The organism is Pseudomonas sp. Irchel 3A5 (genome assembly GCF_900187575.1).
GTDB lineage: Bacteria > Pseudomonadota > Gammaproteobacteria > Pseudomonadales > Pseudomonadaceae > Aquipseudomonas > Aquipseudomonas folii.
This window is the reverse complement of the sequence record NZ_FYDU01000022.1, coordinates 50,898-76,456: the sequence shown is the minus strand read 5'-3', so window position 1 is coordinate 76,456 and position 25,559 is coordinate 50,898. Positions and strand designations below refer to the sequence as shown.

22 protein-coding genes are annotated in these 25,559 nt (G+C 57.0%); 12 read left to right on the top strand and 10 right to left on the bottom strand.

The annotated features are described in order from the left end of the window. Nucleotides 1-103: 103 nt before the first annotated feature. The gene (gene ompR / locus CKW31_RS27665) at nucleotides 104-844 is read right to left on the bottom strand and encodes a two-component system response regulator OmpR (RefSeq protein WP_027902703.1); all 741 of its coding nucleotides are present in this window, start codon (nucleotides 842-844) and stop codon (nucleotides 104-106) included. A 292-nt stretch (nucleotides 845-1,136) separates the two neighbouring features. On the opposite strand from ompR, the gene CKW31_RS27660 reads away from it, so the two are divergent. From CKW31_RS27660 to gshA, 3 genes are all read left to right on the top strand, one after another. After that, a complete protein-coding gene (locus CKW31_RS27660; protein WP_095102049.1) occupies nucleotides 1,137-3,464 on the top strand; it encodes a Tex family protein in 2,328 nt (775 codons plus the stop codon). Then, on the top strand, nucleotides 3,464-3,847 hold the full coding sequence (locus tag CKW31_RS27655; protein ID WP_095102047.1) for a PaaI family thioesterase: 384 nt from the start codon (nucleotides 3,464-3,466) through the stop codon (nucleotides 3,845-3,847). The genes CKW31_RS27660 and CKW31_RS27655 overlap by 1 nt, the downstream gene beginning before the upstream one ends. A gap of 197 nt (nucleotides 3,848-4,044) precedes the next feature. Further along, nucleotides 4,045-5,634, top strand: a complete 1,590-nt coding sequence (gene gshA / locus CKW31_RS27650; RefSeq protein WP_095102045.1) for a glutamate--cysteine ligase — start codon at nucleotides 4,045-4,047, stop codon at nucleotides 5,632-5,634. A 137-nt stretch (nucleotides 5,635-5,771) separates the two neighbouring features. On the opposite strand, the gene argA is transcribed toward gshA, so the two are convergent. Both argA and argE read right to left on the bottom strand, forming a co-directional pair. Beyond that, a complete protein-coding gene (gene argA, locus CKW31_RS27645; protein ID WP_095102043.1) occupies nucleotides 5,772-7,076 on the bottom strand; it encodes an amino-acid N-acetyltransferase in 1,305 nt (434 codons plus the stop codon). A 125-nt stretch (nucleotides 7,077-7,201) separates the two neighbouring features. Beyond that, complete coding sequence (gene argE / locus CKW31_RS27640) at nucleotides 7,202-8,350, bottom strand: acetylornithine deacetylase (protein ID WP_095102041.1); 1,149 nt, start codon at nucleotides 8,348-8,350, stop codon at nucleotides 7,202-7,204. A 338-nt stretch (nucleotides 8,351-8,688) separates the two neighbouring features. Between argE and CKW31_RS27635 the strand changes: the two genes are divergently transcribed. Then, on the top strand, nucleotides 8,689-10,056 hold the full coding sequence (locus tag CKW31_RS27635; protein WP_095102039.1) for an inorganic triphosphatase: 1,368 nt from the start codon (nucleotides 8,689-8,691) through the stop codon (nucleotides 10,054-10,056). A gap of 185 nt (nucleotides 10,057-10,241) precedes the next feature. Here CKW31_RS27635 and CKW31_RS27630 read toward each other — a convergent pair whose 3' ends face one another. From CKW31_RS27630 to CKW31_RS27615, 4 genes are read right to left on the bottom strand one after another with little or no spacing between them, the layout of a single operon-like run. Then, nucleotides 10,242-10,979: an amino acid ABC transporter ATP-binding protein gene (locus tag CKW31_RS27630; RefSeq protein ID WP_027902696.1), complete on the bottom strand. Its 738-nt coding sequence runs from the start codon at nucleotides 10,977-10,979 to the stop codon at nucleotides 10,242-10,244. Next, nucleotides 10,966-11,616 (bottom strand): amino acid ABC transporter permease, encoded by a 651-nt coding sequence (locus tag CKW31_RS27625; RefSeq protein WP_176470002.1) that lies wholly within the window; start codon nucleotides 11,614-11,616, stop codon nucleotides 10,966-10,968. The genes CKW31_RS27630 and CKW31_RS27625 overlap by 14 nt, the downstream gene beginning before the upstream one ends. Then, complete coding sequence (locus tag CKW31_RS27620; RefSeq protein WP_095102035.1) at nucleotides 11,613-12,278, bottom strand: amino acid ABC transporter permease; 666 nt, start codon at nucleotides 12,276-12,278, stop codon at nucleotides 11,613-11,615. Before CKW31_RS27620 ends, CKW31_RS27625 begins: the two co-directional genes overlap by 4 nt. A gap of 29 nt (nucleotides 12,279-12,307) precedes the next feature. Beyond that, complete coding sequence (locus CKW31_RS27615; protein WP_095102033.1) at nucleotides 12,308-13,093, bottom strand: transporter substrate-binding domain-containing protein; 786 nt, start codon at nucleotides 13,091-13,093, stop codon at nucleotides 12,308-12,310. Between the two features lie 251 nt (nucleotides 13,094-13,344). On the opposite strand from CKW31_RS27615, the gene CKW31_RS27610 reads away from it, so the two are divergent. The 5 genes from CKW31_RS27610 to CKW31_RS27590 all read left to right on the top strand — a co-directional run bounded on the left by CKW31_RS27610 (nucleotide 13,345) and on the right by CKW31_RS27590 (nucleotide 19,045). Then, nucleotides 13,345-14,049 (top strand): FadR/GntR family transcriptional regulator, encoded by a 705-nt coding sequence (locus CKW31_RS27610; protein ID WP_095102032.1) that lies wholly within the window; start codon nucleotides 13,345-13,347, stop codon nucleotides 14,047-14,049. Between the two features lie 320 nt (nucleotides 14,050-14,369). Continuing rightward, nucleotides 14,370-14,699: a thioredoxin TrxA gene (gene trxA, locus CKW31_RS27605; RefSeq protein WP_005792406.1), complete on the top strand. Its 330-nt coding sequence runs from the start codon at nucleotides 14,370-14,372 to the stop codon at nucleotides 14,697-14,699. 232 nt (nucleotides 14,700-14,931) lie between these two features. Next, nucleotides 14,932-16,191 (top strand): transcription termination factor Rho, encoded by a 1,260-nt coding sequence (gene rho, locus CKW31_RS27600; RefSeq protein WP_032625122.1) that lies wholly within the window; start codon nucleotides 14,932-14,934, stop codon nucleotides 16,189-16,191. Nucleotides 16,192-16,610: 419 nt separating this feature from the next. Then, nucleotides 16,611-18,077: a 4-hydroxy-3-polyprenylbenzoate decarboxylase gene (gene ubiD / locus CKW31_RS27595; RefSeq protein WP_095102029.1), complete on the top strand. Its 1,467-nt coding sequence runs from the start codon at nucleotides 16,611-16,613 to the stop codon at nucleotides 18,075-18,077. Continuing rightward, the gene (locus CKW31_RS27590) at nucleotides 18,077-19,045 is read left to right on the top strand and encodes a CDP-6-deoxy-delta-3,4-glucoseen reductase (protein WP_095102027.1); all 969 of its coding nucleotides are present in this window, start codon (nucleotides 18,077-18,079) and stop codon (nucleotides 19,043-19,045) included. Before ubiD ends, CKW31_RS27590 begins: the two co-directional genes overlap by 1 nt. Before the next feature lie 11 nt (nucleotides 19,046-19,056). Here the strand turns inward: CKW31_RS27590 and CKW31_RS27585 are convergent, their stop codons facing one another. Continuing rightward, a complete protein-coding gene (locus CKW31_RS27585) occupies nucleotides 19,057-19,494 on the bottom strand; it encodes a sn-glycerol-3-phosphate transporter (RefSeq protein WP_256582749.1) in 438 nt (145 codons plus the stop codon). Between the two features lie 408 nt (nucleotides 19,495-19,902). On the opposite strand from CKW31_RS27585, the gene CKW31_RS27580 reads away from it, so the two are divergent. Then, nucleotides 19,903-20,577: a gamma-glutamylcyclotransferase gene (locus CKW31_RS27580; protein WP_095102023.1), complete on the top strand. Its 675-nt coding sequence runs from the start codon at nucleotides 19,903-19,905 to the stop codon at nucleotides 20,575-20,577. Between the two features lie 93 nt (nucleotides 20,578-20,670). On the opposite strand, the gene glpT is transcribed toward CKW31_RS27580, so the two are convergent. Then, a complete protein-coding gene (gene glpT, locus CKW31_RS27575; protein WP_095102021.1) occupies nucleotides 20,671-22,008 on the bottom strand; it encodes a glycerol-3-phosphate transporter in 1,338 nt (445 codons plus the stop codon). 283 nt (nucleotides 22,009-22,291) lie between these two features. On the opposite strand from glpT, the gene CKW31_RS27570 reads away from it, so the two are divergent. Together CKW31_RS27570 and CKW31_RS27565 are read left to right on the top strand one after the other, a co-directional pair. Further along, nucleotides 22,292-22,915, top strand: coding sequence for an energy transducer TonB (locus CKW31_RS27570; protein ID WP_176470000.1), 624 nt, complete (start codon nucleotides 22,292-22,294; stop codon nucleotides 22,913-22,915). Between the two features lie 23 nt (nucleotides 22,916-22,938). Next, nucleotides 22,939-23,565 carry a TonB family protein gene (locus tag CKW31_RS27565; protein ID WP_176469999.1) on the top strand — a complete coding sequence of 209 codons (627 nt, stop codon included), beginning with the start codon at nucleotides 22,939-22,941 and terminating at the stop codon, nucleotides 23,563-23,565. A 77-nt stretch (nucleotides 23,566-23,642) separates the two neighbouring features. Here CKW31_RS27565 and CKW31_RS27560 read toward each other — a convergent pair whose 3' ends face one another. Further along, on the bottom strand, nucleotides 23,643-25,529 hold the full coding sequence (locus CKW31_RS27560) for an S-type pyocin domain-containing protein (protein WP_095102016.1): 1,887 nt from the start codon (nucleotides 25,527-25,529) through the stop codon (nucleotides 23,643-23,645). Nucleotides 25,530-25,559: the final 30 nt, after the last annotated feature.

Below are 25,559 nucleotides of genomic sequence, written 5' to 3'. Positions count from 1 at the left end.
CCCGACGCCGGATCAACGAAAACCAAAACGTCGATAGACCTGTTCGGGGCTATCGACGTGACTGGCAATCACCACAGCGGGCTGTGCTCCTAAAAGCGCTCGATTATCGTGTACCCGCACCGTCCGGAACGAATACATAACCAACACCCCAAACCGTTTGAATGTAGCGCGGCTTGGAAGGATCCGGCTCGATCAGGCGACGCAGACGGGAAATCTGCACGTCGATCGAACGCTCCAGCGCATCCCACTCGCGGCCGCGGGCCAGGTTCATCAGTTTGTCGCGGGTCAGCGGTTCGCGAGCATGCATCACCAGCGCCTTGAGGACAGCAAACTCGCCTGTGGTGAGCATGTGTACTTCATCGCCACGCTTGAGTTCGCGCGTGGCCAGGGACAATTCGTAATCACCAAAGGTGACTGACTCGTCTTCGCTGCCCGGTGCGCCGGGTACCGGAGCGGCCTGACGACGCAATACAGCCTTGACCCGCGCCATCAGCTCGTCAGGGTTGAAGGGTTTGGCCAGGTAATCGTCAGCGCCCAGTTCGAGGCCTTTGATGCGGCTCAGCTCATCGCCCTTGGCGGTCAGCATGATGATTGGCACCTGATTGTTAGCGGCTCGCAGACGACGGCAGGCTGACAGCCCGTCTTCGCCCGGCAGCATCAGGTCAAGTACGACAAGATTGAAGACTTCGCGGGCCAGCAAGCGATCCATTTGCTCAACGTTGGCCACAGCACGGGCACGATAACCCTTGCTGGTGAAAAAACGCTCTAACAGGCTGCTCAAACCCGGATCGTCATCAACAATAAGGATTTTTTCGCCTTCGGCAGTTTGTGCAGTGCTGCTCATTCAGATGCTCCTTTGATCTCGGCCCGCATTATGGCGTAGCTGCTGTGATACGCACCGTGTGCATTGTTAGCAGATTTTACCGGGGCTGCCACTCACGCCTTGCATCCTCTGAGCAAAAACAGTGCTTTTGTCGGCTCATCCCCTAAACGAACTCCGCTGGGTATAATGCGCCGCCCTCAAAGTCAGGCAATGCCTGAACATGGCAGCTCGACAGTATTCTTGTGAAAGTCGGCCAGCGTAGCTCGCGGCCACTTTGTAATCAGGTATTTAGCTCACAACTCCAGGTGGTCTCATGGACAGCATCAACAGCCGCATCGCCGAAGAACTTGGCGTACGCCCACAACAGGTCGCAGCGGCCGTCGCCCTACTGGATGAAGGCTCTACCGTGCCTTTCATTTCCCGTTACCGCAAAGAAGTGACCGGCAGCCTCGATGACACGCAACTGCGTCATCTTGAAGAGCGCCTGCGCTACCTGCGCGAACTCGACGAGCGCCGCATCAGCATCCTTGCCAGCATTGAAGAGCAAGGCAAGCTGACCCCGGAGCTGGCCCGCGATATCAAGCTTGCCGATACCAAGACCCGCCTCGAAGACTTGTATCTGCCTTATAAGCAAAAACGCCGCACCAAAGGCCAGATTGCCCTGGAAGCCGGCCTTGGCGAATTGGCCGACGGTCTGTTCAACGATCCGACATTGAGCCCGGAAGCCGAAGCCGCACGTTTTGTGGACGCAGAAAAAGGCGTGGCCGACGTGAAGGCCGCGCTGGAAGGCGCGAAGTACATCCTCATGGAGCGCTTCGCCGAAGACGCCACCCTGCTGGACAAGCTGCGCAGCTTCCTCAAACAGGAAGCCGTAATCAGTGCACGCGTGGTGCCTGGCAAGGAAGAAGAAGGTGCCAAGTTCCGCGATTACTTCGAACACGACGAGCCGCTGAAAAGCATGCCGTCGCACCGCGCACTGGCAATTTTCCGTGGTCGCAACGAAGGCTTCCTCAGCTCGGCCCTGAAAGTCGGTGAAGAACTGCCCGGCACCATGCACCCGTGCGAACTCATGATCGGCGAGCGTTTTGGTCTGCAAAACCAGAACCGTCCGGCTGACAAGTGGCTGGCAGAAGTGGTGCGCTGGACGTGGAAGGTCAAGCTCTACAGCCATCTGGAAACCGACTTGCTGGGTGAGCTGCGCGATGGCGCGGAAACCGAAGCGATCAACGTTTTCGCCCATAACCTGCATGACCTGCTGCTCGCCGCACCGGCAGGCCCTCGCGCCACACTGGGGCTGGACCCGGGCCTGCGCACCGGTTGCAAGGTCGCCGTGGTCGACTCCACCGGCAAGCTGCTGGATTACGCCACGGTTTACCCGCACGTGCCGAAAAACCAGTGGGATCAGACCATCGCGGTGCTGGCTGCACTCTGCGCCAAGCACGCGGTAGACCTGATCGCCATCGGCAACGGCACCGCCAGCCGCGAAACCGACAAGCTGGCCGCTGAACTGATCAAAAAATACCCAGGCCTGAAAATGACCAAGGTCATGGTCTCCGAAGCGGGGGCCTCGGTTTATTCCGCCTCGGAACTGGCTGCAAAGGAATTCCCAGATCTGGACGTATCGATCCGTGGCGCGGTGTCTATCGCCCGCCGCCTGCAAGACCCGCTGGCTGAGCTGGTGAAGATTGACCCGAAATCCATCGGTGTCGGTCAGTACCAGCACGACGTATCGCAGCTCAAGCTTGCGCGCGGTCTGGACGCAGTAGTCGAAGACTGTGTAAACGCGGTCGGCGTGGATGTGAATACTGCATCGGTGGCGCTGTTGGCACGCATTTCCGGGCTCAACACGACACTGGCGCAGAACATCGTGGCGCATCGCGATGAAAACGGCGCCTTCAAATCCCGTGCAGCGCTGAAAAAAGTCCCGCGTCTGGGCGAAAAAACCTTCGAACAGGCTGCAGGCTTCCTTCGCGTCATGAACGGCGATAACCCGCTGGACTCATCGGCCGTTCACCCGGAAGCCTATCCGCTGGTGAAGCGTATCGCGTCTGAAACCGACCGCGACATCCGCTCGCTGATCGGCGACGCCAGCTTCCTCAAGCGTCTGGACCCGAAAAAGTACACCGACGAAACCTTCGGTTTGCCAACCGTCACCGACATTCTGCAAGAGCTTGAGAAGCCAGGCCGCGACCCGCGCCCGGAGTTCAAGACCGCAGAGTTCCAGGATGGCGTTGAAGATCTGAAGGACCTGGTGCCTGGCATGATCCTCGAAGGTGTTGTGACCAACGTCACCAACTTCGGCGCTTTCGTCGACATCGGCGTGCATCAGGATGGTCTGGTGCATATCTCGGCGCTGTCCGAGAAATTCATCAAGGACCCGCGTGAGGCGGTCAAGGCCGGTGATGTCGTCAAGGTAAAGGTCATGGAAGTGGACATCCCGCGCAAACGCGTTGGCTTGTCCATGCGCATGAGCGACACACCGGGCGAGAAAGTCGACGGCGCTCGTGGCTCGCGTCCTGGCTCGGCCCCGCGCCAGCAGCAGAGCAGCGCACCGCGCAAGGAAACCGCAACAGCAGCAGCACCGGCCAATAACGCCATGGCTTCGTTGTTCGCCAACGCTAAACAGCTGAAGAAGCGCTGATGGACATTCCGGCGGGTTTTACTGAAAGCGCGTACTTCCGGGCGATAGGCTGTCAGCTGCGCCGCCTGGACGTAGGCGTTGCCGAAGTGGCCTTGCCGCTGGAAGATCACCTGCGCAATCGCGGCAATGTGATGCACGGCGGGGCGATTTTCAGCCTCGTCGACATCGCCATGGGGCTGGCCTGTTCCAGCTCCCACGGTTTCGATCAGCGCAGCGTGACCATCGAATGCAAAATCAACTACATGCGTGGGGTATCGGAAGGCGAGGTGCTGTGCATCGCCAAGGTGCTGCACGCGGGCCGTCGCACGCTGGTGGTTGAAGCCGAAGTGCTGCAAGGCGAGAAACTTGTCGCCAAAGCACAAGGCACGTTCGCTGTCGTCTAGTACAGACAGGCCAAATTAAGGTAATTTCGGCGCTATTGAATAAGTGTCGGAATTTTCCATGCGCGCTGTGGCCAGAATGAGCTATCGATAATGGCGTCGCAGAACCAAACCAGGCGACATCGCCAGTTAATCCTCACCCTTGTACACCGTCACATCCACCCCCATATTGGGGCGACTGACGCGTGAAGGAATCCAACTTGAGCGAACTTCTCAACCGCCGCCTGGCTTTGCTTAGCGAGCGCACTAACCTCTCCCTGCTGGAGCAGTGCCTGCACGGTATTGAGCGCGAATGCCTGCGCGTGACCGGCGATGCAAAGCTGGCGCAGACACCGCATCCGCAAGCTCTGGGCGCAGCCCTGACCCACGGTCAGATCACCACGGACTATTCCGAATCGCTGCTGGAGTTTATTACTCCGGCACTGGCCAACCCGGTTGAAACCCTGGCCAGCCTGGATCAGATCCACCGTTTTGCTTACACCAAGCTGGGTAACGAGCTCCTCTGGAGCCCGTCGATGCCGTGTCCGCTGCCGGACGAAAAAGATATTCCGATTGCCTATTACGGTACGTCGAATATCGGCAAGCTCAAGTACGTCTATCGTAAAGGTCTGGCCCTGCGTTACGGCAAGACCATGCAGTGCATTGCGGGCATTCATTACAACTTTTCGCTGCCAGAAAGCGTCTGGCCTCTGCTTAAGCAAACCGAAGATTTCGAGGGCGATGCCCGCGACTATCAGTCCCATGCTTACATCGGACTGATACGTAACTTCCGTCGCTACAGCTGGCTGCTGATGTACCTGTTCGGCGCGTCTCCTGCGCTGGATGCGGGCTTCTTGCGCGGCCGTGCCCATAAGCTTGAGCAGTTCGACGCTGACACGTTGTATCTGCCTTATGCGACCAGCCTGCGCATGAGCGACCTCGGCTATCAGAGCAACGCCCAGGCCGACCTGACGCCTTGCTACAACGATCTGATCAGCTACACCGACAGCCTGCGCAAAGCGGTAGCCACGCCGTACGCACCGTATGTCAAAGTGGGCACGCATAACGCTGACGGCGAGTGGGTTCAGCTCAACACCAACGTGTTGCAGATTGAAAACGAGTACTACTCCAACATCCGCCCCAAGCGCGTCACTTACTCGGGCGAACGTCCGATTCAGGCGTTGGTTGCCCGCGGCGTGCAATATGTTGAAGTTCGCTGCCTGGACATCAACCCGTTCCTGCCAACCGGCATCGATCTGCAGCAAGCCCGTTTCGTCGACGCCTTCGTGCTGTACTGCGCCCTGCAGGAAAGCCCGCAACTGGCCAATAATGAATGCCGTAATGCTGCATCGAATTTCCTGACCGTGGTCAAGGAAGGACGTCGCCCAGGCCTTGAACTCAATCGCAACGACGGCACCATCGACCTGAAGGCATGGGCCACCGAGCTGTTGGAGAAAATCAAGCCCATCGCGCAATTGCTGGATCAGGCCCAAGGCACTGACGAGCACGTCAAATCCATCGCGGCGCAGCAAGCCAAGGTCGATGACGCGTCACTGACTCCATCGGCGAAAGTGCTGGCGAGCATGAAGGAGCACAACGAAGGTTTTACCGCGTTCTCGCTGCGTCAGAGCCGTGCGCACGCCGAATACTTCCGCAGCAACCCGCTGAGCGCTGAAGAGCAGGCGCATTTCGAAGAACTGGCCAGCACTTCGATTGCCGAACAGGCAGAGCTGGAGCAAACCGAAGAACCGGTGGATTTCGACACCTTCGTCGGCGCGTATCAGGCGAGTATATTGCGGATTAGTAACTGAGCCGAAAGCACGATTATCTGTAGGAGCTCACGAGCAACGCGAGGCAGCGATAGCGGTTTACCTGAAACACCCCTATCGCTGCCTCGCGTTGCTCGTGAGCTCCTACAGAATCGGTGTTTGCCGCAACGATCCGGCTTTTACAACGCCTTCTCGAAAATCTTCGAATTACGCTGGAAGTTATAGAGTGATGCACGGGCAGCCGGCAGGCGGTCGACGCTGCTTGGCTCGAAACCGCGTTCGCGGAACCAGTGCGCAGTGCGCGTAGTAAGGACGAACAGGGTCTTCAAGCCTAATTCACGAGCACGGGTTTCAATGCGCTCAAGCAACTCATCACCGCGGCCGCCATGACGATATTCAGGGTTGACCGCCAGGCAAGCCAACTCACCCGCTTGCGAATCCACAATCGGATACAACGCCGCACAGGCAATGATCAAGCCTTCGCGCTCGACCACGCTGAACTGCTCGATCTCGCGCTCCAGCACTTCACGGGAACGACGCACCAGAATGCCCTGCTCTTCCAGCGGCGTAATCAGGTCCATCAAACCGCCCACGTCCTCAATGGCCGCTTCGCGGACCAGCTCGAATTGCTCCTGCGCCACCAGCGTACCGCCACCATCTCGGGTGAACAGCTCGGTGAGCAGCGCGCCATCCTCGACATAGCTGACGATATGGCTACGGCCCACACCGCCTCGGCACGCCTCAGCGGCAGCATCCAGCAATTCAGCCTGATAGTTGTAGTTGCTGCCCAGACGCAGGATATGCGCTGGCACCTGTTGCGGACGCAGTTCACGCACCAGCCGCCCCTGCTCGTCCATCAAGCCGCGCTCTTCACCAAACAGCAGCAACTTGTCGGCACCCAGATCGATAGCGGTACGGGTAGCGACGTCTTCGCAGGCGATGTTAAAAATCTCGCCGGTTGGCGAATATCCGATTGGCGATAGCAGCACGATATGGCGCTCGTCCAGCAGGCGGTTGATACCCTTGCGGTCGATCCGACGGACTTCGCCGGTGTGCTGGTAATCCACGCCTTCCCAGACGCCAATGGGCCGTGCGGTGACCAGATTGCCGCTGGTTACCCGCAAGCGCGAGCCCTGCATCGGCGAGGCGGCCATGTCCATGGAGAGACGCGCTTCGATGTCGAGGCGCAAGTGGCCAACCGCATCAATGACACAGTCCAGCGTTGCGGCATCAGTCACGCGCAGGTTGCGATGATATTGCGGCGTCAGACCGCGAGCAGCCAGGCGGCTTTCGATTTGCGGACGTGAGCCGTGAACCAGCACCAGACGCACGCCGAGACTGTGCAGCAGCACCAGATCGTGGACGATGTTGCCGAAGTTCGGATGCTCAACGCCGTCACCGGGCAGCATCACAACAAAGGTGCGTTCACGGTGGGCATTGATATAAGGAGACGCGTGGCGAAGCCAATTGACGTATTCGTGCATAACCTGAAGAGCCTGCTGATAAAAGGACGAAAGACAGAAACACTCACAACCGTGTGGTGGTTATCGTCGGAACAAGCATGGCTGCACGCGCACTCTCCTTAATTCTCTCTCTGGCATGACCCGACTCATTGCGGGTTCAGGCAATAATGTTCAATCAGTTGGCTTAACAGACGCACTGTAGGCTGCAAACGTGACATTTCAAGATACTCGCCCGGTTGATGCGCGCAGGCAATATCACCTGGGCCCAATACCAGTGTTTCGCACCCCAGACGCTGAAAATAAGCGGCTTCGGTACCAAATGCTACCGCTTCGGCGCGATGCCCTGTAAGACGTTCTGCAATACGCACCAGTTCCGCATCGGCGGACTGCTCGAACGGCGGTGCCTCAGGAAACAACGGCGCATAGTCGATTTTGACTTGATGCAGTTCCGCCAGCGGTTCCAGCTTCTGACGGATCGCGGCGCGCAGCACAGCCGGGTCCATGCCTGGCAGTGGGCGCAGGTCGAACTCCAGTGAGCACTGGCCGCAAATCCGGTTCGGGTTATCTCCGCCGTGGATGCAACCGAAATTCAGGGTTGGCGTCGGCACGCTGAACTGCGGATTGCGGTACTCAAGCTGCCATTGCTTGCGCAAGCCCTTGAGCTCGCTGATTGCATCATGCATCGCTTCCAGGGCGCTGTGCCCCAGGCTTGGGTCAGAAGAATGACCGCTGCGCCCGAGAATATCGATGCGCTCCATCATCACGCCTTTATGCAAACGGATCGGCTTGAGACCCGTTGGCTCACCAATCACGGCTGCACGTCCCAAGGGACGTCCCGCTTCAGCCAACGCACGAGCGCCGGCCATGGAGCTTTCTTCGTCACAGGTTGCCAGGATCAACAGCGGTTGCTTGAAAGGCTGATCCAGCAGCGGCTGCACGGCTTCGATGATCAATGCAAAGAAGCCTTTCATGTCACAACTGCCCAGCCCGACCCAGCGGTTGTCGACTTCCGTCAGCTTCAGCGGATCAGTTTTCCACAGGGCCTCATCGAACGGCACTGTGTCGCTGTGCCCGGCCAACACTAGCCCGCCAGGACCACTGCCAAAACTGGCCAACAAGTTGAACTTGCCCGGCGAAACCTGCTGGATATCACAAGCAAAACCCAGATCGCCCAGCCAACCGGCCAGCAAGTCGATCACCGCACGGTTGGACTGATCCAGTGAAGGCTGGGTGCAGCTCACCGAAGGCGCGGCAATCAACGCAGCGAATTGGTCTTTCATGGACGGCAAGGGCATGTGCGTTTCCTTTAAGGGGAGAGCTTGCTGACCATCATAGGGCTATCGGGCGGTGGGAATAAACCGTTAAGGGCGGTTTGCCAGACATCTCACAGCGGCGGAGAAACGCAGAACCTGTGGGAGCGGTGCTTGCCCGCGATCATAGCGGCGCGGATTATCTGACATACCGCGCCGCTATGATCGCGGGCAAGCACCGCTCCCACAGGGGATGTCATTCCAGCCGACGGGATTTGATCCAGCCAGTTTATAGGCCATGTCCTGTACACTGCCCACCCTAAGTAGCCACGCAACAACCGGCTGCACCCCGTTTATCAGTAAAAGCGTCTGGATTCCCGGCCATGCAGAAAGAAACAGAAATCAAACTCCGCGTCAGCCGCGAAACCCTCGCTGCACTGCGCGATCACCCGTTGCTGAAGAAGCGTAACAAGAGCGGCTGGGAGAGCGTGGAGCTGTCCAATCAGTATTTCGATACGCCAGAGCGCGACCTGGCCAACGCCAAGGTTGCGCTGCGCGTACGTCGTGATGGCGATCAGATCATCCAGACCATGAAGACGCGTGGCCAAAGCGTTGCCGGGTTCTCGGAGCGCAACGAATTCAATTGGGACCTGCCCAAGGCCAAGCTGGATCTGAAGAAGCTCGACGGCGAATGCTGGCCTGAGCAATTGGCCGACCTGGACAAGAAAACCATTAAACCGCTGTTCACTACCGACTTCGTCCGTGAGCGTGCAGAGATCGCCTGGGGCCGCGGTAAAACCAAGGTTGTGATCGAAGCAGCACTCGATCTCGGTCACGTCGTGGCGGGTAAGCAGAAGGAAGAAATCTGCGAGCTGGAGCTGGAGTTGCGCGAGGGCGACCCGGCTGCACTGCTGGAACTGGCTGCTGAACTGGCCGTGACCTTGCCACTGATGCCTTGCGACATCAGCAAGGCCGAGCGTGGCTATCGCCTGCTGGACGCCAATAGCTATTCGCTGACGCTTCCGGCTCCGCAGTTCCACGCTGAAATGCCGCTGGATGACGCTTACGCTGCACTGGCCTTGCACTTGTTGGGCAGCAGCCAGCGTCTGGCCGAGCAATACCGTTTCAACGGCCACTGGCGCTTGCTTCAGGACTGGGTTGCGTTGCTCGCGGAATTGCGCGCGCTGACGGGCAGCCTCGGCCAGGCCGCACCACGCAGCACCAGCAGTGAACTGCGTTCGTCGCTGGATGCCTTGCTGGAAGACTGGCGCCCACTGGTTCAGGCAGGCCAGGAAGATGAGGATGTGCGTGGCGCAGCTCACGAGCAGTTCCTTGAAGAGCTGCAGGACCCGCGCTGGGGCCTGTTCTCGCTGACCACGTCGCGCTGGTTGCTGGCACGCAGCTGGACAGTGGAACGTAATAACCGCGGCAATCGCCAGGGCGCGGCGCAACTGGATAGCTGGCTGCCGCGTTTTCTGGCCGATGAAGCCACGGCTTTGCAACTGGGTCGTTATCAACAGCAGCCGGAAGATCTGGCAGAACAACTGCCGCGTATCGAGCGCATTCAGGCCTGGCTGCACCACGCCCGTGGCGCACTGGACCTGCCGGAGCTGGATCGTCTGTACGGCGAGCTGAACAAGCTGGTGCACCTGGCTGAACAGCCGATCAGTGATGAAGTGCTGGATGCTCGAGTGCAACAGACCATCGTCGTGTTCCAGAGCCGTGCGTGGAAGACGTTGTTGCGTCTTTAAGCAATCGCCAACAATACCAATACATGTGGGAGCCGGGCTGGCTCACTCGTTTCAGCAACGACACGCCCCCCCGGTAGGAGCCAAGTTGTTGGCGAGGCAACGTTCCTGGTTAAACAGGTCTGACGCCCTCGCCAACAAGTTGCCTCCTACCGGGACTGCATTCCAGACTTGGTTGAAGGGTGCTCTTAAGCCCCCTGCTCCACCGACCCGATAAAATTCGCCAGCTCTGGCGTTCTCGGGTTGGCGAAGAGGATTTTCGGATCGCCCACTTCATGCACCTTGCCCTGATGCATGAACACCAGTTTGTCGCCCACTTCCCGGGCAAAGCGCATTTCGTGGGTCACCATGATCAGCGTCATGCCGTCTTTTGCCAGTTGACGCACCACGCTCAGCACTTCGTTGACCAGCTCCGGGTCCAGCGCCGAGGTGATTTCGTCACAGAGCAATACCTTCGGCGACATCGCCAGCGCACGAGCAATCGCCACGCGCTGCTGCTGACCACCTGAAAGCCGATCAGGGAACGCGTCGAATTTCTCTCCCAGCCCGACACGCTCCAGCATCTCTTTGGCAATCTTCCTGGCTTCAGCTTTCGAAACCTTCTTCACCACCTGTGGTGCCAGCATCACGTTCTCGCCAACACTCAGGTGCGGGAACAGGTTGAACTGCTGGAAGACCATGCCGACTTTCTGCCGCAGCGAGCGCAGGTCTGCGCGGGCGGCATCCAGGTATTCGCCATCGACTTCGATAACGCCGTCGTTGATCGACTCCAACCCGTTCAACGTACGCAGCAGCGTACTTTTACCCGAACCGCTACGGCCGATAATCGCCACGACCTGACCTTCTTCAACCGTCAGGTCGATGCCTTTCAAGACGTGATGGTCGCCGTAATATTTATGCAGCGCGGAAATTCTAAGCAGAGGCATGCAGTCTCCTTTCCAGGTAACGGGCACTGAGGGACAGGGGATAGCAGAGCATGAAGTAGCCCAGAGCGACGAAGCCATACACCATGAAGGGCTGGAACGTAGCGTTGGCGAGCATGCCGCCGGTTTTGGTCAATTCGGTGAAACCAATGATCGAGGTCACTGCCGTGCCTTTGACGACTTGCACCGAAAACCCGACCGTAGGCGCCACGGCAATGCGCAGTGCCTGAGGGAGAATTACATAACGCAGTTGCTCCAGCGGCGTCATCGCCAGACTGGCAGACGCTTCCCACTGACCATTGGCAATCGATTCGACGCAACCACGCCAGATCTCAGCCAGGTAAGCACTGGTAAACAGCGTCAACGCCAGCGCAGCGGCGGCCCACGGCGAAATATCGAAACCCAGCAAAGCCACGCCGAAGAACACCAGAAACAGCTGCATCAGCAGCGGCGTACCCTGAAACAGTTCGATGTAAACCTTGGCGATTACGCGCGGCGCATTGAGCTTGGCAATGCGCATGCACATGACCAGCAGCCCAATCGCACCGCCGCCGATGAACGCCACCAAAGAGAGGGCCAGCGTCCATTGCAAACCGGTGAGCAGATTGCGCACAACATCCCAAAGAGTGAAATCCATCAGCCTTTCCTCGAAATGTAGCGACGACCGATCCAGGCCAGAAGCTGGCGAACCATCAGCGCCATAAAGAGGTAAATCAGCGTCGTGACGATGTACGTCTCGAAAGCCCGGAAATTACGCGACTGAATAAAGTTGGCGAAGAAGCTCAACTCCTCGGTAGCGATCTGCGAACAGACCGCTGAACCGAGCATCACGATAATGATCTGGCTGCTCAATGCCGGCCAGACTTTACCCAATGCCGGAATCAGTACGACGTAGCGGAACGCCTCGAAGCGCGTCATTGCCAACGCGGCGGCGGCTTCTAGCTGACCTTTGGGAATCGCCTGAATACCTGCGCGGATAATCTCCGTCGAGTAAGCACCCAGGTTGATCACCATGGCCAGAATCGCGGCCTGCCATTCGGAAATCTGCAGGCCCAAAGACGGCAGCCCGAAGAAGATGAAAAACAACTGCACTAGGAAAGGGGTGTTGCGTATCAGCTCGACGTAGACCCCGAAAATCGCCGAGAACGGCTGAATCTTCCAGGCCCGCACGATGGCACCGATAATACCCAGACCCACACCGAGCACAGTGCCAATGGCGGTCAACTCCAGGGTAAACAGCGCCCCACGCAGTAGCAGATCGGCGTTCTGCATGACCGGTACAAAGTCAAAGTTGTAAGCCATTGGCAGCCTCCGAAATCAGTGAGCAGCTATCAGAGGTCAGCGGGCAGAGGCTGCTTGAGCCAGGTCTGGGAGTTCTTCTCCAGCGAGCCATCTTTCTTGGCGGCGTCGATGATTTCGTTGACCTTGCCCAGCAACGCGCCCTGATCCTTGTTTACGCCCACATAAACCGGAGAATCCTTGAGTTTCACTTTCAGCTCAGGGATGCGCTTAGGATTTTTCTCGCTGATCGCAACCATCACCACGTTGCCGCTGGCGATCAGGTCGGTCTGACCAGCCAGGTAAGCCGCAATAGTGGAGTTGTTGTCTTCAAAGCGCTTGATGGTCGCTTCTTTCGGCGCAACAGCGGTCAGCTCGATATCTTCGATAGCGCCGCGGGTTACGCTGATGGTTTTGCCTTTCAGATCGTCCAGACCTTTGATCGACGCCTCAGGTGGACCGAACACCGCCAGGTAGAAAGGCGCGTAGGCCTTGGAGAAGTCGATGACCTTCTCACGATCAGGATTCTTGCCGAGGCTGGAGATCACCAGATCCACCTTGCCGGTGGTCAGGTACGGAATACGGTTGGTGCTGTTGACCGGCGTCAGCTCCAGTTTGACCTTGAGCTGGTCAGCGATCAGCTTCGCGGTGTCGATGTCCAGACCACGAGGCTTCATGTCCGGGCCCACCGAGCCAAACGGCGGGAAGTCCTGCGGGACGGCAACTTTCAACGTGCCGCGCTTCACGACGTCGTCCAGACCATCGGCGTGGGCTGGTGCCTGGCTGAGCATGAGGCTGGCAAACAGGGCAGTAAGCAGAGCGCTGTAACGCTTGGTCATAGGAAGACTCCGTGATGGACGACAGGTGTTTGTCCGATCCTCAGTGCACAGCCCATGCCATCCGTTGGTTCACCACCATAAACCAAGGCCTCGCGGCCTTTTTTGGCCTGACTGGTCTGACCAGTAAGACCTTGCTGCGCCCTGCTTTGGAGCGCCGATCTGCCCGGCCGCCCTAGGCTTGGGCGTCGCTTGCCGGAATGCACAGATGGCTATAAAAGGGACTTTTCGCGGACTGACTGGCCTGAACAGTGATGCCCCATAGCCCACTAGCCGTACCCGAATCTGCACTCAGGGCGATCCGTAAATTGATCGTCGAGCAAGGCTATATGCCGGGTGACAGCCTGCCGTCGCAGCGTGATCTCGCGGCGCTGCTTGGCGTCAGTCGGGCATCCTTGCGCGAAGCGTTGTCGTCGCTGAGCGCACTTGGCGTGGTGAGCGTGCAGCCGGGCAAAGGCGTCTTCGTTCAAGGGATTTCTGAACCAGAACAGCGCACAGGTGGTTTTTCCTGGCCTTTTGACAAACAAGTTTCACCGGCCGATACATTCCAGCTGCGTTATGCACTGGAAGGCTTTGCTGCCGGGCTCGCCGCCGTGACCTTGACCGCCGATGAGCGTGACGTGCTGGAAGACAATGTCGAGGCCATGCGTCTTGAACTGCGCGCCGGGGACTTTGAATCGGCATCACGACTGGATTTCGAATTCCACCGGCACATCCTGATCGCCAGCGGCAATCAGGCGATGCTCGGCATCATCACCGCTGGAGCCGATATCTTCCTTGAGAGCCAGAAGATGCCTTTTATCCGTCCTTCAAGGGCCATGGAAACCTGGCAGGAACACCGCAAGATCCTCCGCGCCCTCGCCCGCCACTCATCAGGCCCTGCGCAAAAAGCCATGCACGAACACATTCGCAATGCAGCGCTTCGGACAGGGATTGTTTTCGTTTCGCCAGCGAGCTAGGCCGTTAGCCCGCTTCAAACACGGATCCCTGTAGGAGTGAGCTTGCTCGCGATCGGCTGCGAAGCAGCCGTGAAAAAAAACTGAACTCACCGTCGTAGGAAAGTCGTTCCGACTTTATCGCGAGCAAGCTCACTCCTACAGTTCCAATGCAGAACGCGATATAGCGCAGCGTTATACACACCAGGGCAGCCCCACTAAATCTTCCCTATAACCAGACTCATGGACGTCTATAGCCAGACTCAATCAAAGCCGACTTCCTGAACGGGGCAAGGCCCGCTATGATGGGCCACGATTTTTAGCCTACTAACTCGGAGAACTCCATGAGTAGCGACCTTATCAAGCATGTCAGCGACGCCAGCTTTGAAGCCGACGTCCTCAAGGCTGACGGTGCTGTACTAGTTGATTACTGGGCTGAGTGGTGTGGCCCGTGCAAAATGATTGCCCCGGTTCTCGACGAAATCGCCGAAACCTACAAAGGTAAACTGACCATCGCCAAGCTGAACATCGACGAGAATCAGGAAACCCCGGCCAAGCATGGCGTGCGTGGAATCCCGACTCTGATGCTGTTCAAGAACGGCAACGTCGAGGCTACCAAAGTCGGTGCGCTGTCGAAGTCTCAGTTGGCAGCGTTCCTGGATGCCAACATCTGATGCGCCAAGGCCCTGCAAATTGCGGGGCTTTTTTTCGGGCGTCATACTAGACGTCTCGAAAATCAAGTGGTACATTCGGCCCCGCAACGGCTTCTCCGTTGCCCCCTGCTAGCCGTCGCCGACGCTCTCCTTTCGATTTAGTACGCGATCCTGTCGCCTTCTCTGCGGCGCGGCCTCATTAAGCCCAAAAAGCTTAATTTTTCCCCTCCCTACATGATTACGTCATTCCCATATGAATCTGACTGAACTCAAGCAAAAGCCGATTACCGATCTGCTCGAAATGGCCGAACAGATGGGCATAGAAAATATGGCCCGTTCGCGCAAGCAGGATGTGATTTTCTCCCTGCTGAAAAAGCACGCCAAAAGCGGCGAGGAAATTTCCGGTGATGGCGTGCTGGAGATCCTCCAGGACGGCTTCGGTTTCCTGCGCTCTGCAGACGCTTCCTATCTCGCCGGCCCGGACGATATCTACGTCTCGCCGAGCCAGATCCGCCGCTTCAACCTGCGTACTGGCGACACCATCGTCGGTAAGATCCGTCCACCGAAAGAGGGCGAACGTTACTTCGCACTGCTCAAGGTCGACACGATCAACTACGACCGTCCGGAAAACGCGAAGAACAAGATCCTCTTCGAAAACCTGACGCCGTTGTTCCCGACCATTCGCATGAAGATGGAAGCCGGTAACGGTTCCACTGAAGACCTGACCGGCCGTGTGATCGACTTGTGCGCACCGATCGGTAAAGGCCAGCGCGGCCTGATCGTTGCTCCGCCAAAAGCGGGCAAGACCATCATGCTGCAGAACATCGCGTCGAACATCACGCGTAACAACCCGGAAGTGCATCTGATCGTTCTGCTGATCGATGAACGTCCGGAAGAAGTAACCGAAATGCAGCGCACCGTGCGCGGCGAAGTGGTTGCCTCGACGTTCGATGAGCCGCCAACCCGTCACGTACAGGTTGCGGAAATGGTGATCGAGAAGGCCAAGCGCCTGGTCGAGCACAAAAAAGACGTGGTGATCCTGCTCGACTCCATCACTCGTCTGGCTCGCGCCTACAACACCGTGATTCCAAGCTCCGGCAAGGTACTGACCGGTGGTGTCGATGCTCACGCCCTGGAGAAACCGAAACGTTTCTTCGGCGCAGCACGGAACATCGAAGAAGGCGGTTCGCTGACCATTATCGCCACCGCGCTGGTTGAAACCGGCTCGAAGATGGACGAAGTGATCTACGAAGAATTCAAAGGCACCGGCAACATGGAGCTGCCTCTGGATCGCAAGATCGCTGAGAAGCGCGTGTTCCCGGCAATCAACATCAACCGTTCCGGCACCCGCCGCGAAGAGTTGCTGACGGCCGATGATGAGCTGCAACGTATGTGGATCCTGCGCAAACTGCTGCACCCAATGGACGAAGTCGCTGCTATCGAGTTCTTGATCGACAAGCTGAAACAGACCAAGACCAACGACGAGTTCTTCCTGTCGATGAAACGCAAGTAACAGGCAGAACCGCAGCACAAAAAATGGCGCCCTCACCGGCGCCATTTTTCTATTCTGAAATAGCGCTAAATCCCGGTGGGAAGCTTTATGTGTGCCCGCAAGCTGATGTGACGACGTGGGACCGGCTTTAGCCGGGAAGGCGGTATTTCTGCAGATGAATATTCAGCGTCTGTCCCGACCTCTTCCCGGCTGAAGCCGGTCCCACGTCATCAGTGATTCCTGTGGGAGCGAGGCTTGCCCGCGATGAGGCTGGACTCGATTCCAAGTAAAAACCGCGGAGGTCTTATCGCGGGCAAGCCTCGCTCCCACAGGAATGTATTTCAACAATTGGTATTAGCGACTCAATCCAGATACTTCAAAGCTGCCACGAACTCTAAGAGCAGGTACGATACGAACCTATTTTATCGGTGGCCGGGTTAATGAAATTCAAGGATCTACGGGATTTCGTGCAGCAGCTTGAGCAGCGCGGAGAGTTGAAACGCATTCAGATGCCCATTTCCCCAGTGTTGGAAATGACCGAAATCTGCGATCGGACCTTGCGCGCCAAGGGCCCGGCTCTGCTGTTCGAAAAGCCGGTAGGCTTTGATATTCCGGTACTGGGCAATCTGTTTGGCACACCAGAACGCGTTGCCATGGGCATGGGCGCGGAAGAAGTCAGCGAACTGCGGGAGATCGGCAAACTGCTGGCATTCCTCAAAGAGCCCGAGCCTCCCAAGGGTTTGAAAGACGCCTGGTCCAAGCTGCCAATCTTCAAAAAAGTCATCTCCATGGCACCGAAAGTCGTCAAAGACGCGCCTTGCCAGGAGATAGTCATTGAAGGCGACGATGTGGATCTGGGGATGCTGCCCGTTCAGACCTGCTGGCCTGGCGACGTTGGCCCGCTGATCACCTGGGGTCTCACCGTAACTCGCGGTCCGAATAAAGAACGGCAGAACCTGGGCATCTATCGCCAGCAAGTCATCGGCCGCAATAAAGTCATCATGCGCTGGTTGAGTCATCGTGGCGGCGCGCTGGACTTCAAGGAATGGTGCATCAAACACCCCGGTGAACCGTTCCCGGTGTCCGTTGCCTTGGGCGCGGACCCGGCAACCATCCTTGGCGCAGTTACGCCGGTACCGGACAGCCTCTCCGAATATGCTTTCGCAGGCTTGTTGCGGGGTAACCGTACTGAGCTGATCAAGTGCCGTGGCAACAACCTGCAAGTGCCCGCCAGCGCGGAAATCGTTCTGGAAGGCGTGATCCATCCCGGCGAGATGGCCGATGAAGGTCCGTACGGCGACCACACCGGCTATTACAACGAAGTCGACAGCTTCCCGGTGTTCACCGTCGAGCGAATCACCCATCGCATCAAGCCGATCTATCACAGCACTTACACCGGTCGTCCGCCTGATGAGCCTGCGATTCTTGGCGTTGCATTGAACGAAGTGTTCGTGCCGATCCTCCAAAAGCAGTTCCCGGAAATCACCGACTTCTACTTGCCGCCGGAAGGCTGCTCGTACCGTATGGCGGTGGTGACCATGAAGAAGCAGTACCCAGGCCATGCCAAGCGCGTGATGCTCGGTGTGTGGTCGTTTTTGCGACAGTTCATGTACACCAAGTTCGTTATCGTCACCGACGACGATATCAATGCCCGGGACTGGAACGACGTGATCTGGGCCATTACCACGCGCATGGACCCCAAGCGCGACACGGTAATGATCGAAAACACGCCGATTGATTATCTGGATTTCGCCTCGCCGGTTTCCGGACTGGGTTCAAAGATGGGGCTGGATGCAACGCATAAATGGCCAGGCGAAACCACACGTGAGTGGGGTCGGGTGATCGTCAAGGACGAAGCCACTACTCGCCGGGTCGACGAAATCTGGAATCAGTTGGGAATAGATTGATGCGCGTAACTTTGCAGCCTTCGGGTGCAGTGCTGGAAACCTTGCCTGGCGAGCGGATTCTCGATGCCGCGCAACGTTTGGGTTACGAATGCCCGCAAAGCTGTCGCAACGGCAACTGCCATGTGTGCTCGGCGCTGCTGGTCCACGGCCGCGTGAAACAGGCCGACGACGAGCTTACCCACGGCGAAATTTATACCTGCCTTGCAGAGCCGATGGAGGACTGTGAAGTGCTGTGGGACGGCGTGCTCGCTTTAGGTGAGCTGCCTGTTCGCACATTCGCCTGTCAGCTTAGCGAGTGCGTTGAAGTCGGTGGTGATGTCTGGCGTGTCAGCCTGCGCGCTCCTGCCGGCAAGCCGCCGCGTTATCACGCCGGTCAGTACTTGATGATCCATAAGGACAGCGGCGAGAAATCGGCGTTTTCCCTGGCTTCAGCTCCTCACAGCGGTCGCGATCTGGAAATGCACGTACTGGTCCGCGAAGCCAGCGCGCAAAGCCTGATCGAGCAATTGCAGCGCGATCAAATGGCTCGCATCGAGCTGCCGTTTGGTGACACGCACCTTGCCGATCTGCCCGATGGCCCGCTGGTGTTGATCGCCGCCGGTACAGGCATGGCGCAGATGCACAGCCTGATCGAACACTGCCGCGCCAAAGGTTTCGCTCACCCGGTGCACTTGTACTGGGGCGCGCGTCGTCCGGATGACTTCTACGAGATCAAGCATTGGGAAGAGTGGAAAAAGCTGCCCAATCTGTTTCTGCACAAAGTGGTCAGCGACTTGTGTGGCTGGGAAGGACGTTGCGGCATGCTTCATGAGGCTGTCTGCGAAGACATCGACGACCTGTCGGCAGTCCACGTCTACGCCAGCGGCTCCCCCGCCATGATCTACGCAACCCTCGACGCACTGGTCAGTGCCGGAATGGATGCGCATCAAATGCGCGCCGACGTATTTGCCTACGCGCCACGGCCCTGATCAGCTCGGTGTCAAAAGCGAATACCGACGTTGAGCATCGCAGCGGAAGCCCCCAACAGGACGGCTTCCGCAGTGACCGGACCCAGGTTGACGCCCACCCCCGGGATGATCACTGGCGCTACGCCGTAGCGATTCAACGGAATCTTGTCACGGTACTCGCCCCGATACCCATGCAGCAGCCCGCCTGTGACTTTCAGGTAAACAGCGGGATACCGACTGCTGTTGAAGCGCTTGCCCACATAGCCATACACGGAACGTTGCGCGAATGAGTTACGGAAAGTCGCGCCACCATAGACCAGTCCTGACGCTTCGTTGCGCTCAAGTCCGATAAGGTTTTGGCGGTTATTATGCTCAGGCGAGGGCGAAAAATGCCGGGTATACACGCTGGTTTGCACAACCCAAAAGCTGTCCCCGCCCTCTTCTACAGACACGTCGGCCTTAGCCTGCATCGCACCCGCGCTCAGCGCTATAAGCGATATTGCGGTGATCGCTACACCCACTTTCATACCCAGACCTTTTCGCTTATGACTTTAAGGCCGGGCGTTATACGACTCGCGCAGTTGACTCTGTAAGCAGAACTCTCCCAATGTTACGTAGGATGCGTCCGCAAATTAAACACGAACGTTACGCGACGTTTATCGGGAAAATTCTGCAATCCGCCTGCGGGCAACTTGCGTGGATTGCTAATTGCATTGTTTTTTTCATTAAATAGATTCAAATGTTTCACCCGTGAAACGTGATCGCCGGACCCTCAACTCATCAGACCGACGCTCACTGATCCACCCAAGCTCGCGTTGCAGCGCGTCACACATACAAGATCCGCTACAACTGGCAGCGTACAGGCCAGGGGAGCCCGAATGGAGAATCAAATCAATAGCTTGTCAGCGGCCGTTCACGACGGTCTGGGACTGGCGTATCCACCCGTTATCGATCTGGGTCCGCAACTGACCCGCGAGCAATTGATGCTCTCGATGGAACAGACCATGCAGCGCCACGAAGGTGGACCCGTCTGGCTGTTTGCCTATGGGTCATTAATCTGGCGGCCCGAGTGCACCGCGGTGGAGCGTCAACGCGGCCGCATCCATGGTTACCATCGCGGTTTGTACCTGTGGTCGCACGAGCATCGGGGAACGCCGGAAATGCCCGGTCTGGTATTTGGCCTGGATCGCGGCGGCTCATGCAGCGGCTTTGCTTACCGCTTGCCGGAAGACAATCTCGAAGAATCGCTGCTTGCTTTGTGGCAACGAGAAATGCCCTTCCCTTCCTATCGCCCACATTGGCTCAGTTGCCGCCTTGCTGACGGCCGACGGGTTCAGGCACTCGGATTTGTACTGGAGCGACATCTTCCCAGCTACGCGGGCAACTTGCCGGACAGCGTACTCAGCCAGGTGCTGGCCAGCGCCAGCGGCCGTTACGGCACTACCCGCGACTACGTCGAACAAACCGCCAACGCACTGCGCATCCACGCCATGCCGGATCTGAATCTGGAGGCGAGGTTGAAGCGCTGCGGGTCGGATTGCCAGGTGGTGTAAACCGGTAGGAGCGAACTTGTTCGCGAGGCGATATTCCTGATTACGCAGAACCGACGCCTCGCCAACAAGTTGGCTCCTACCGAACGGGACAAATTAACGCGACGTGCTCTCAATCTGCTTGTGCCACAACGTCGGCAGCAGGAAGACGATAGACAGCACACACGCGATCAGCAGCAGGACAAACCCGCCATCCCAACCGAAGTGGTCAACGGTGTAGCCCATCGCTGCACTGGCGGCGACCGAGCCACCCAGGTAGCCGAACAGGCCGGTGAAACCTGCCGCTGTACCCGCTGCTTTTTTCGGTACCAACTCCAGCGCCTGCAAGCCGATCAACATGACCGGGCCGTAGATCAGGAAGCCAATGGATACCAGAGCGATCATATCGACAGTTGGATTGCCCGGTGGATTCAGCCAGTAGACCAGTGTCGCGATGGTCACCAGGACCATGAACACCACACCCGTCAAACCACGGTTGCCCTTAAAGATCTTGTCCGACATCCAGCCGCACAGCAGCGTGCCCGGAATACCCGCCCACTCATAGAGGAAGTAAGCCCACGACGTCTTGTCGACCGTGAAGTGCTTGGCTTCTTTCAAGTAGGTCGGCGCCCAGTCCAGCACGCCATAGCGCAGCAGGTAAACGAACACGTTAGCCAGGGCGATGTACCAGAGCATTTTGTTGCGCAGCACGTATTTGACAAAGATTTCCTTGGCGGAAAACTCTTCTTCGTGGCTGGCATCGTAGCCTTCCGGATAGTCGTTCTTGTAGTGCTCGATGGGAGGCAGACCTACCGATTGCGGAGTGTCACGCATGGTCGCGAAAGCAAACACCGCCACCAGCAATGCCACAGCGGCAGGCACATAGAACGCTGCGTGCCAGTCGTTGGTCCAGCCCAGCCCCAACAGGAACAGCGGACCAATCAGACCGCCACCCACGTTGTGCGCCACGTTCCACACAGACACGATGCCGCCGCGCTCTTTCTGCGACCACCAGTGAACCATGGTCCGTCCGCTTGGCGGCCAGCCCATGCCCTGCGCCCAGCCGTTGATGAACAACAGAATGAACATGATCGTCACGCTGGACGTCGCCCAGGGCGCGAAGCCGAATATGAACATCACGCCCGCCGATACCAGCAAACCGAATGGCAGGAAGTACCGTGGATTGGAACGGTCGGAAACAATGCCCATCAGGAACTTGGACAAACCGTAGGCAATTGCAATCGCCGACATGGCTACACCCAACTGTCCACGGGTGTAACCCTCGTCGATCAGATAAGGCATCGCCAACGAGAAGTTTTTACGAAGCAGGTAGTAACCCGCGTAACCGATAAAGATACCCGCGAAAATCTGCCAGCGCAGACGTCGGTAGGTACTGTCGACTTTTTCTTCAGGCAGGGGCGCCTGATGTGCGGCGGGGCGGAAGAAACCAAACATCGAGACACTCCATTTTTTGTTTTTCTGCGCGGAAGCGAATATTACATTTTCATTACAGAAAAAAGCACTGCTTCTCGTCTGAGAATTTGTAGGAGATGAGGAGTAGGTCGTGTTGTTTTATGAACATGCCACCAATGTGTAACTGAATACGAATTTTTAGGATCACTCCTACAGCCGTATCGGAAGTCGCGGGGTTCTACTCCTACGCAGCAGGCACCTACCATCGCAGCCTGCAGGGCTACCCCGCGCCCGTGACCGCTAGAGGTACGTAGTGAAGTTATTCGTGTTTATTTTGATTGGCTGGTTTTCCACGGGCGCCTTGGCAAGCGACGCCCTGCTCATCCCCATTTCCAGACCGAACCCTGAATATCCTCAGGAACTGGTGAAATCGCATTACACCGGTAAGGTGCTGATCAACCTGACCGTCAGCGCTTTCGGTACGGTGCAGGGTACAAGAATCATCGAGAGCAGCCACCCCCAGCTGTCCGAGGCAGCGCTGCGCGCCATCGTCAAATGGCGTTATCAGCCATGGGAGATAGCTGATGGCAAACCGGGGAACGTCAGCATCATCGTTCCGATACTGTTCGGCGCTCGCGGCATTGAGCCGTTTTCGAAGGAAATAACCGTCGGCCTGGAAAATACGCTCTGCGCTTACCTCAACTACGAGGCCAAGACCAGCAAGCTCGATTACCCAAAGGATCCCCTGAACAAGATTGATGTGTTCTGGCACACCCGCCAGTACCTTGCCGGAAGCTACGTGGCTTATCAGGTGGCGCAACCAGAGAAGCGCGCGGCGTTATTCGCAGAGCTTGAGGGCGCCATTCCAGGAATCATCAAGGAATGCAGGCGAAATCCGGATGCTCGATATGCGGATTACTTACCTCAGCAGATTCGGACGCTATTGTGATCGTCGGTCTAAAGGACTTCAACATGCGCATTTTCCTGATTCTCGTGAGCCTCTCATTGTCGCTCACCACACAGGCAGGCACTTCCTACCCCAAACCCCTATATCTGCCTCATGCCGAATATCCCGAGGAAATGCTCAGGAACAAAGAGAGTGGGAAGGTCAAGGTTCGACTATTCATCAACGCCAACGGCACAGTGTTATTCAAAGACATCGTCAAGGCTTCAGACCCGCGGCTCGCCGAAGCAGTGAAGCAAGTGGCACCAACCTGGCGCTTCACTGCCTGGACGCCGCCTGCAGACAAACCTCACGGTGAAAGTATTCTTTTGAGTTACGACTTCGATGCTCAGACACCCAATATTTCTAGCCTCAGCGCGAATGTCGAACTGAAGAAACTGCGTTGCAGTCAGCTTAATAACGAGTTGATCTGGACTCGACACAGCCTCCCTGTCGAGGAAGCAAAAACATTTCGTGACACCCGAAATTACCTGCTTAACGGAGCCGTGATCAGCGCGTTCGTAGCTGAAGAGGAAAGGCAGGCATTAATCGACGATTTCCACATGGCAAAACCCGCGATTATTGGAGGGTGCAGGGAAAATCCACGAGCGTTTTATGCTGACCTGTTGCCGATACAGCTGAGGGAGATGTTGTAGCTCGTCGAGGATGATCCTGGATCTGACATCCGCCAACCAATGAGGGTGGCGGATGCTTCTATGCAGACATCAGTACATCACACCACCAAGGGAGCAAAAATGCGCATGTTGTCCATGTCGTAGACGTCCCCTCCGTCCTCAGGGGATAACACGTAACGTATTTCCAGCTTGCCTGATTGCAGCTGCGCCGAGGGTGCCCGCCCTTCAGTCATTGCAGCGAGGTCCTGAGCCGAAAATTGCGCAGCAAGCTTAGAGTTGCTTGCAACTGCTTTCCAGAACGCCTCTCTGAAGAAGCTGAATCTTTTGAATACCTTGTTGCGAAGCTGGTCAGCAATCGAAGAGGGAATGACTGCCCCCGGCTCGGTTGCGGCAGCTTGCAGCCAATGATCGCTCACGACCTGACCGGCACCACTCGCTACCCCTGGATACTCCCAGGCGCGTTTGAACATAATGTAGACAGGCTCGAGTTCAGACTCGTACGGGAAGACAACGATACAGTCATCAAAACCCAAGTCTTCAATGAAGGGAATTGCCTCTACTAAAGGCACTCTGACCGGTGCCGTGTTGTTAGCGCGTGTGGAGCGTCTGTCTGAGGTGTTATCCAAATTCGAAAAGGACTGCGGCATCCACAGGACCTGGTTCACAGGGCGCCCCGGACGCACAAAACGATACGCGCCGGTAGCAACATCTAATACCGCTGAGCGGACTTTGACTTTTGATGCGATGGTCGTGCCGTTTGTAGGCACGATGTACACATGAGCCAGCTCGGTAATTTCCCTCAGCCCATGACTCAGCTTGCCGTTGAGTTTCTTGGCCACGCCCGAGCTCATACGAAAAGGCAAATCGACCTCGGCATTAGCCTGAGCAAGCTCTTGCCAACTCTGGCCCTCGCTGGGCATAAAATCCGATAGCGGTAAGCTGATTGCAAGCCGCTCTCCGCACCCCGGGGTATCAAATCGAAAGGACATGACACTTGCGTGCCTGACAGTTTGTCCCTCCCCCGACAAGGTTGCTTCCCAAGTAAGGCCGCTAACGGCCGAACGTATTGCCTGCTTGAGTTCGGTACGGGCTCTATCGGAACTGCTGGAGTTGTCTGGGTGGGCAGTGATAATCCGAGGGAGTGCGTCAATGTCGTCGATCATTGCAACGAGTACACCTGCATCGTTCAAAGGGCCAACGCCCGTCGCCGACGCCAGGCGAATCAGTTTCTCTTCCAGATCTTGTATTACGGCTTGCGCCCGTACATGCAACGCCAAATGACGCGCCGCAAATAAGGTTTTCTGAGCGAGATATTGACCACTCGCCGCCGAAATCTGTTGAAGAATGGAAGACTGGATACCGCGATCAAGATGAGAATTGGAGATGGATCTTATTGCATCATCCTTGGTAAACCTCACCGTCATGTCCAAAAAATTGAAGCGCTGTACACCGAGCACAACCTCATGAAGGGCCGCTTCGATATTAGCCAGTTGCCTCTCGTGCGCAATGTAAAGATCACGACCGCTGCCTGGATGCTCATTAACGGGGTTGAGCAAGCCATCCAGATGGGAACAAACGCTTTCCACTTTCTGCCGGGCATCTTTTATCTGACTGATAATATTACCGGTTTTCGCAAGCTTTTCAGAGGAAGCAGTGCGAGCCCACTCTTCAGCGCTTGGCGTTGCGCCGGTCGGTTTTGGTCTAATAGGAGGAAATGTGTCATCAGCGAAAGCCAACTGACCATTATCGTTATGCCATTTCTTGATGGTGTAAACGATATCGCCCACGCCATATACCCCAGTCGTCAAAAATTGTACATCGGGGTAGAACAGCAAATCTGCACCCTTGGGGTGTTTTACCAGCTTATCGAAATGGTTAACTAGCTGGTTATGTTCGCTCAGCGCACCTTTTACATCTGTAATTTTTTGAACCAGATACTCAAATTCCGCACGCGTGTAATCCTGCAACTTTTGTTTAAGTTCCATCTTTATTTTCCTGCAATGTGTTTAGCTGGC

Excerpts from the sequence above, each read along its gene's own strand:
- CKW31_RS27620 (WP_095102035.1), bottom strand. The coding sequence starts at position 12,278 with ATGGCTTACAACTTTGACTTTGTACCGGTCATGCAGAACGCCGATCTG.
- CKW31_RS27635 (WP_095102039.1), top strand. The coding sequence starts at position 8,689 with ATGCAGAAAGAAACAGAAATCAAACTCCGCGTCAGCCGCGAAACCCTC.
- CKW31_RS27580 (WP_095102023.1), top strand. The coding sequence starts at position 19,903 with ATGGAGAATCAAATCAATAGCTTGTCAGCGGCCGTTCACGACGGTCTG.
- ubiD (WP_095102029.1), top strand. The coding sequence starts at position 16,611 with ATGAAATTCAAGGATCTACGGGATTTCGTGCAGCAGCTTGAGCAGCGC.
- CKW31_RS27565 (WP_176469999.1), top strand. The coding sequence starts at position 22,939 with ATGCGCATTTTCCTGATTCTCGTGAGCCTCTCATTGTCGCTCACCACA.
- CKW31_RS27590 (WP_095102027.1), top strand. The coding sequence starts at position 18,077 with ATGCGCGTAACTTTGCAGCCTTCGGGTGCAGTGCTGGAAACCTTGCCT.
- CKW31_RS27585 (WP_256582749.1), bottom strand. The coding sequence starts at position 19,494 with ATGCAGGCTAAGGCCGACGTGTCTGTAGAAGAGGGCGGGGACAGCTTT.
- rho (WP_032625122.1), top strand. The coding sequence starts at position 14,932 with ATGAATCTGACTGAACTCAAGCAAAAGCCGATTACCGATCTGCTCGAA.
- CKW31_RS27560 (WP_095102016.1), bottom strand. The coding sequence starts at position 25,529 with ATGGAACTTAAACAAAAGTTGCAGGATTACACGCGTGCGGAATTTGAG.
- ompR (WP_027902703.1), bottom strand. The coding sequence starts at position 844 with ATGAGCAGCACTGCACAAACTGCCGAAGGCGAAAAAATCCTTATTGTT.
- CKW31_RS27615 (WP_095102033.1), bottom strand. The coding sequence starts at position 13,093 with ATGACCAAGCGTTACAGCGCTCTGCTTACTGCCCTGTTTGCCAGCCTC.
- CKW31_RS27660 (WP_095102049.1), top strand. The coding sequence starts at position 1,137 with ATGGACAGCATCAACAGCCGCATCGCCGAAGAACTTGGCGTACGCCCA.
- CKW31_RS27655 (WP_095102047.1), top strand. The coding sequence starts at position 3,464 with ATGGACATTCCGGCGGGTTTTACTGAAAGCGCGTACTTCCGGGCGATA.
- CKW31_RS27610 (WP_095102032.1), top strand. The coding sequence starts at position 13,345 with ATGCCCCATAGCCCACTAGCCGTACCCGAATCTGCACTCAGGGCGATC.
- CKW31_RS27630 (WP_027902696.1), bottom strand. The coding sequence starts at position 10,979 with ATGCCTCTGCTTAGAATTTCCGCGCTGCATAAATATTACGGCGACCAT.
- argE (WP_095102041.1), bottom strand. The coding sequence starts at position 8,350 with ATGCCCTTGCCGTCCATGAAAGACCAATTCGCTGCGTTGATTGCCGCG.
- argA (WP_095102043.1), bottom strand. The coding sequence starts at position 7,076 with ATGCACGAATACGTCAATTGGCTTCGCCACGCGTCTCCTTATATCAAT.
- glpT (WP_095102021.1), bottom strand. The coding sequence starts at position 22,008 with ATGTTTGGTTTCTTCCGCCCCGCCGCACATCAGGCGCCCCTGCCTGAA.
- trxA (WP_005792406.1), top strand. The coding sequence starts at position 14,370 with ATGAGTAGCGACCTTATCAAGCATGTCAGCGACGCCAGCTTTGAAGCC.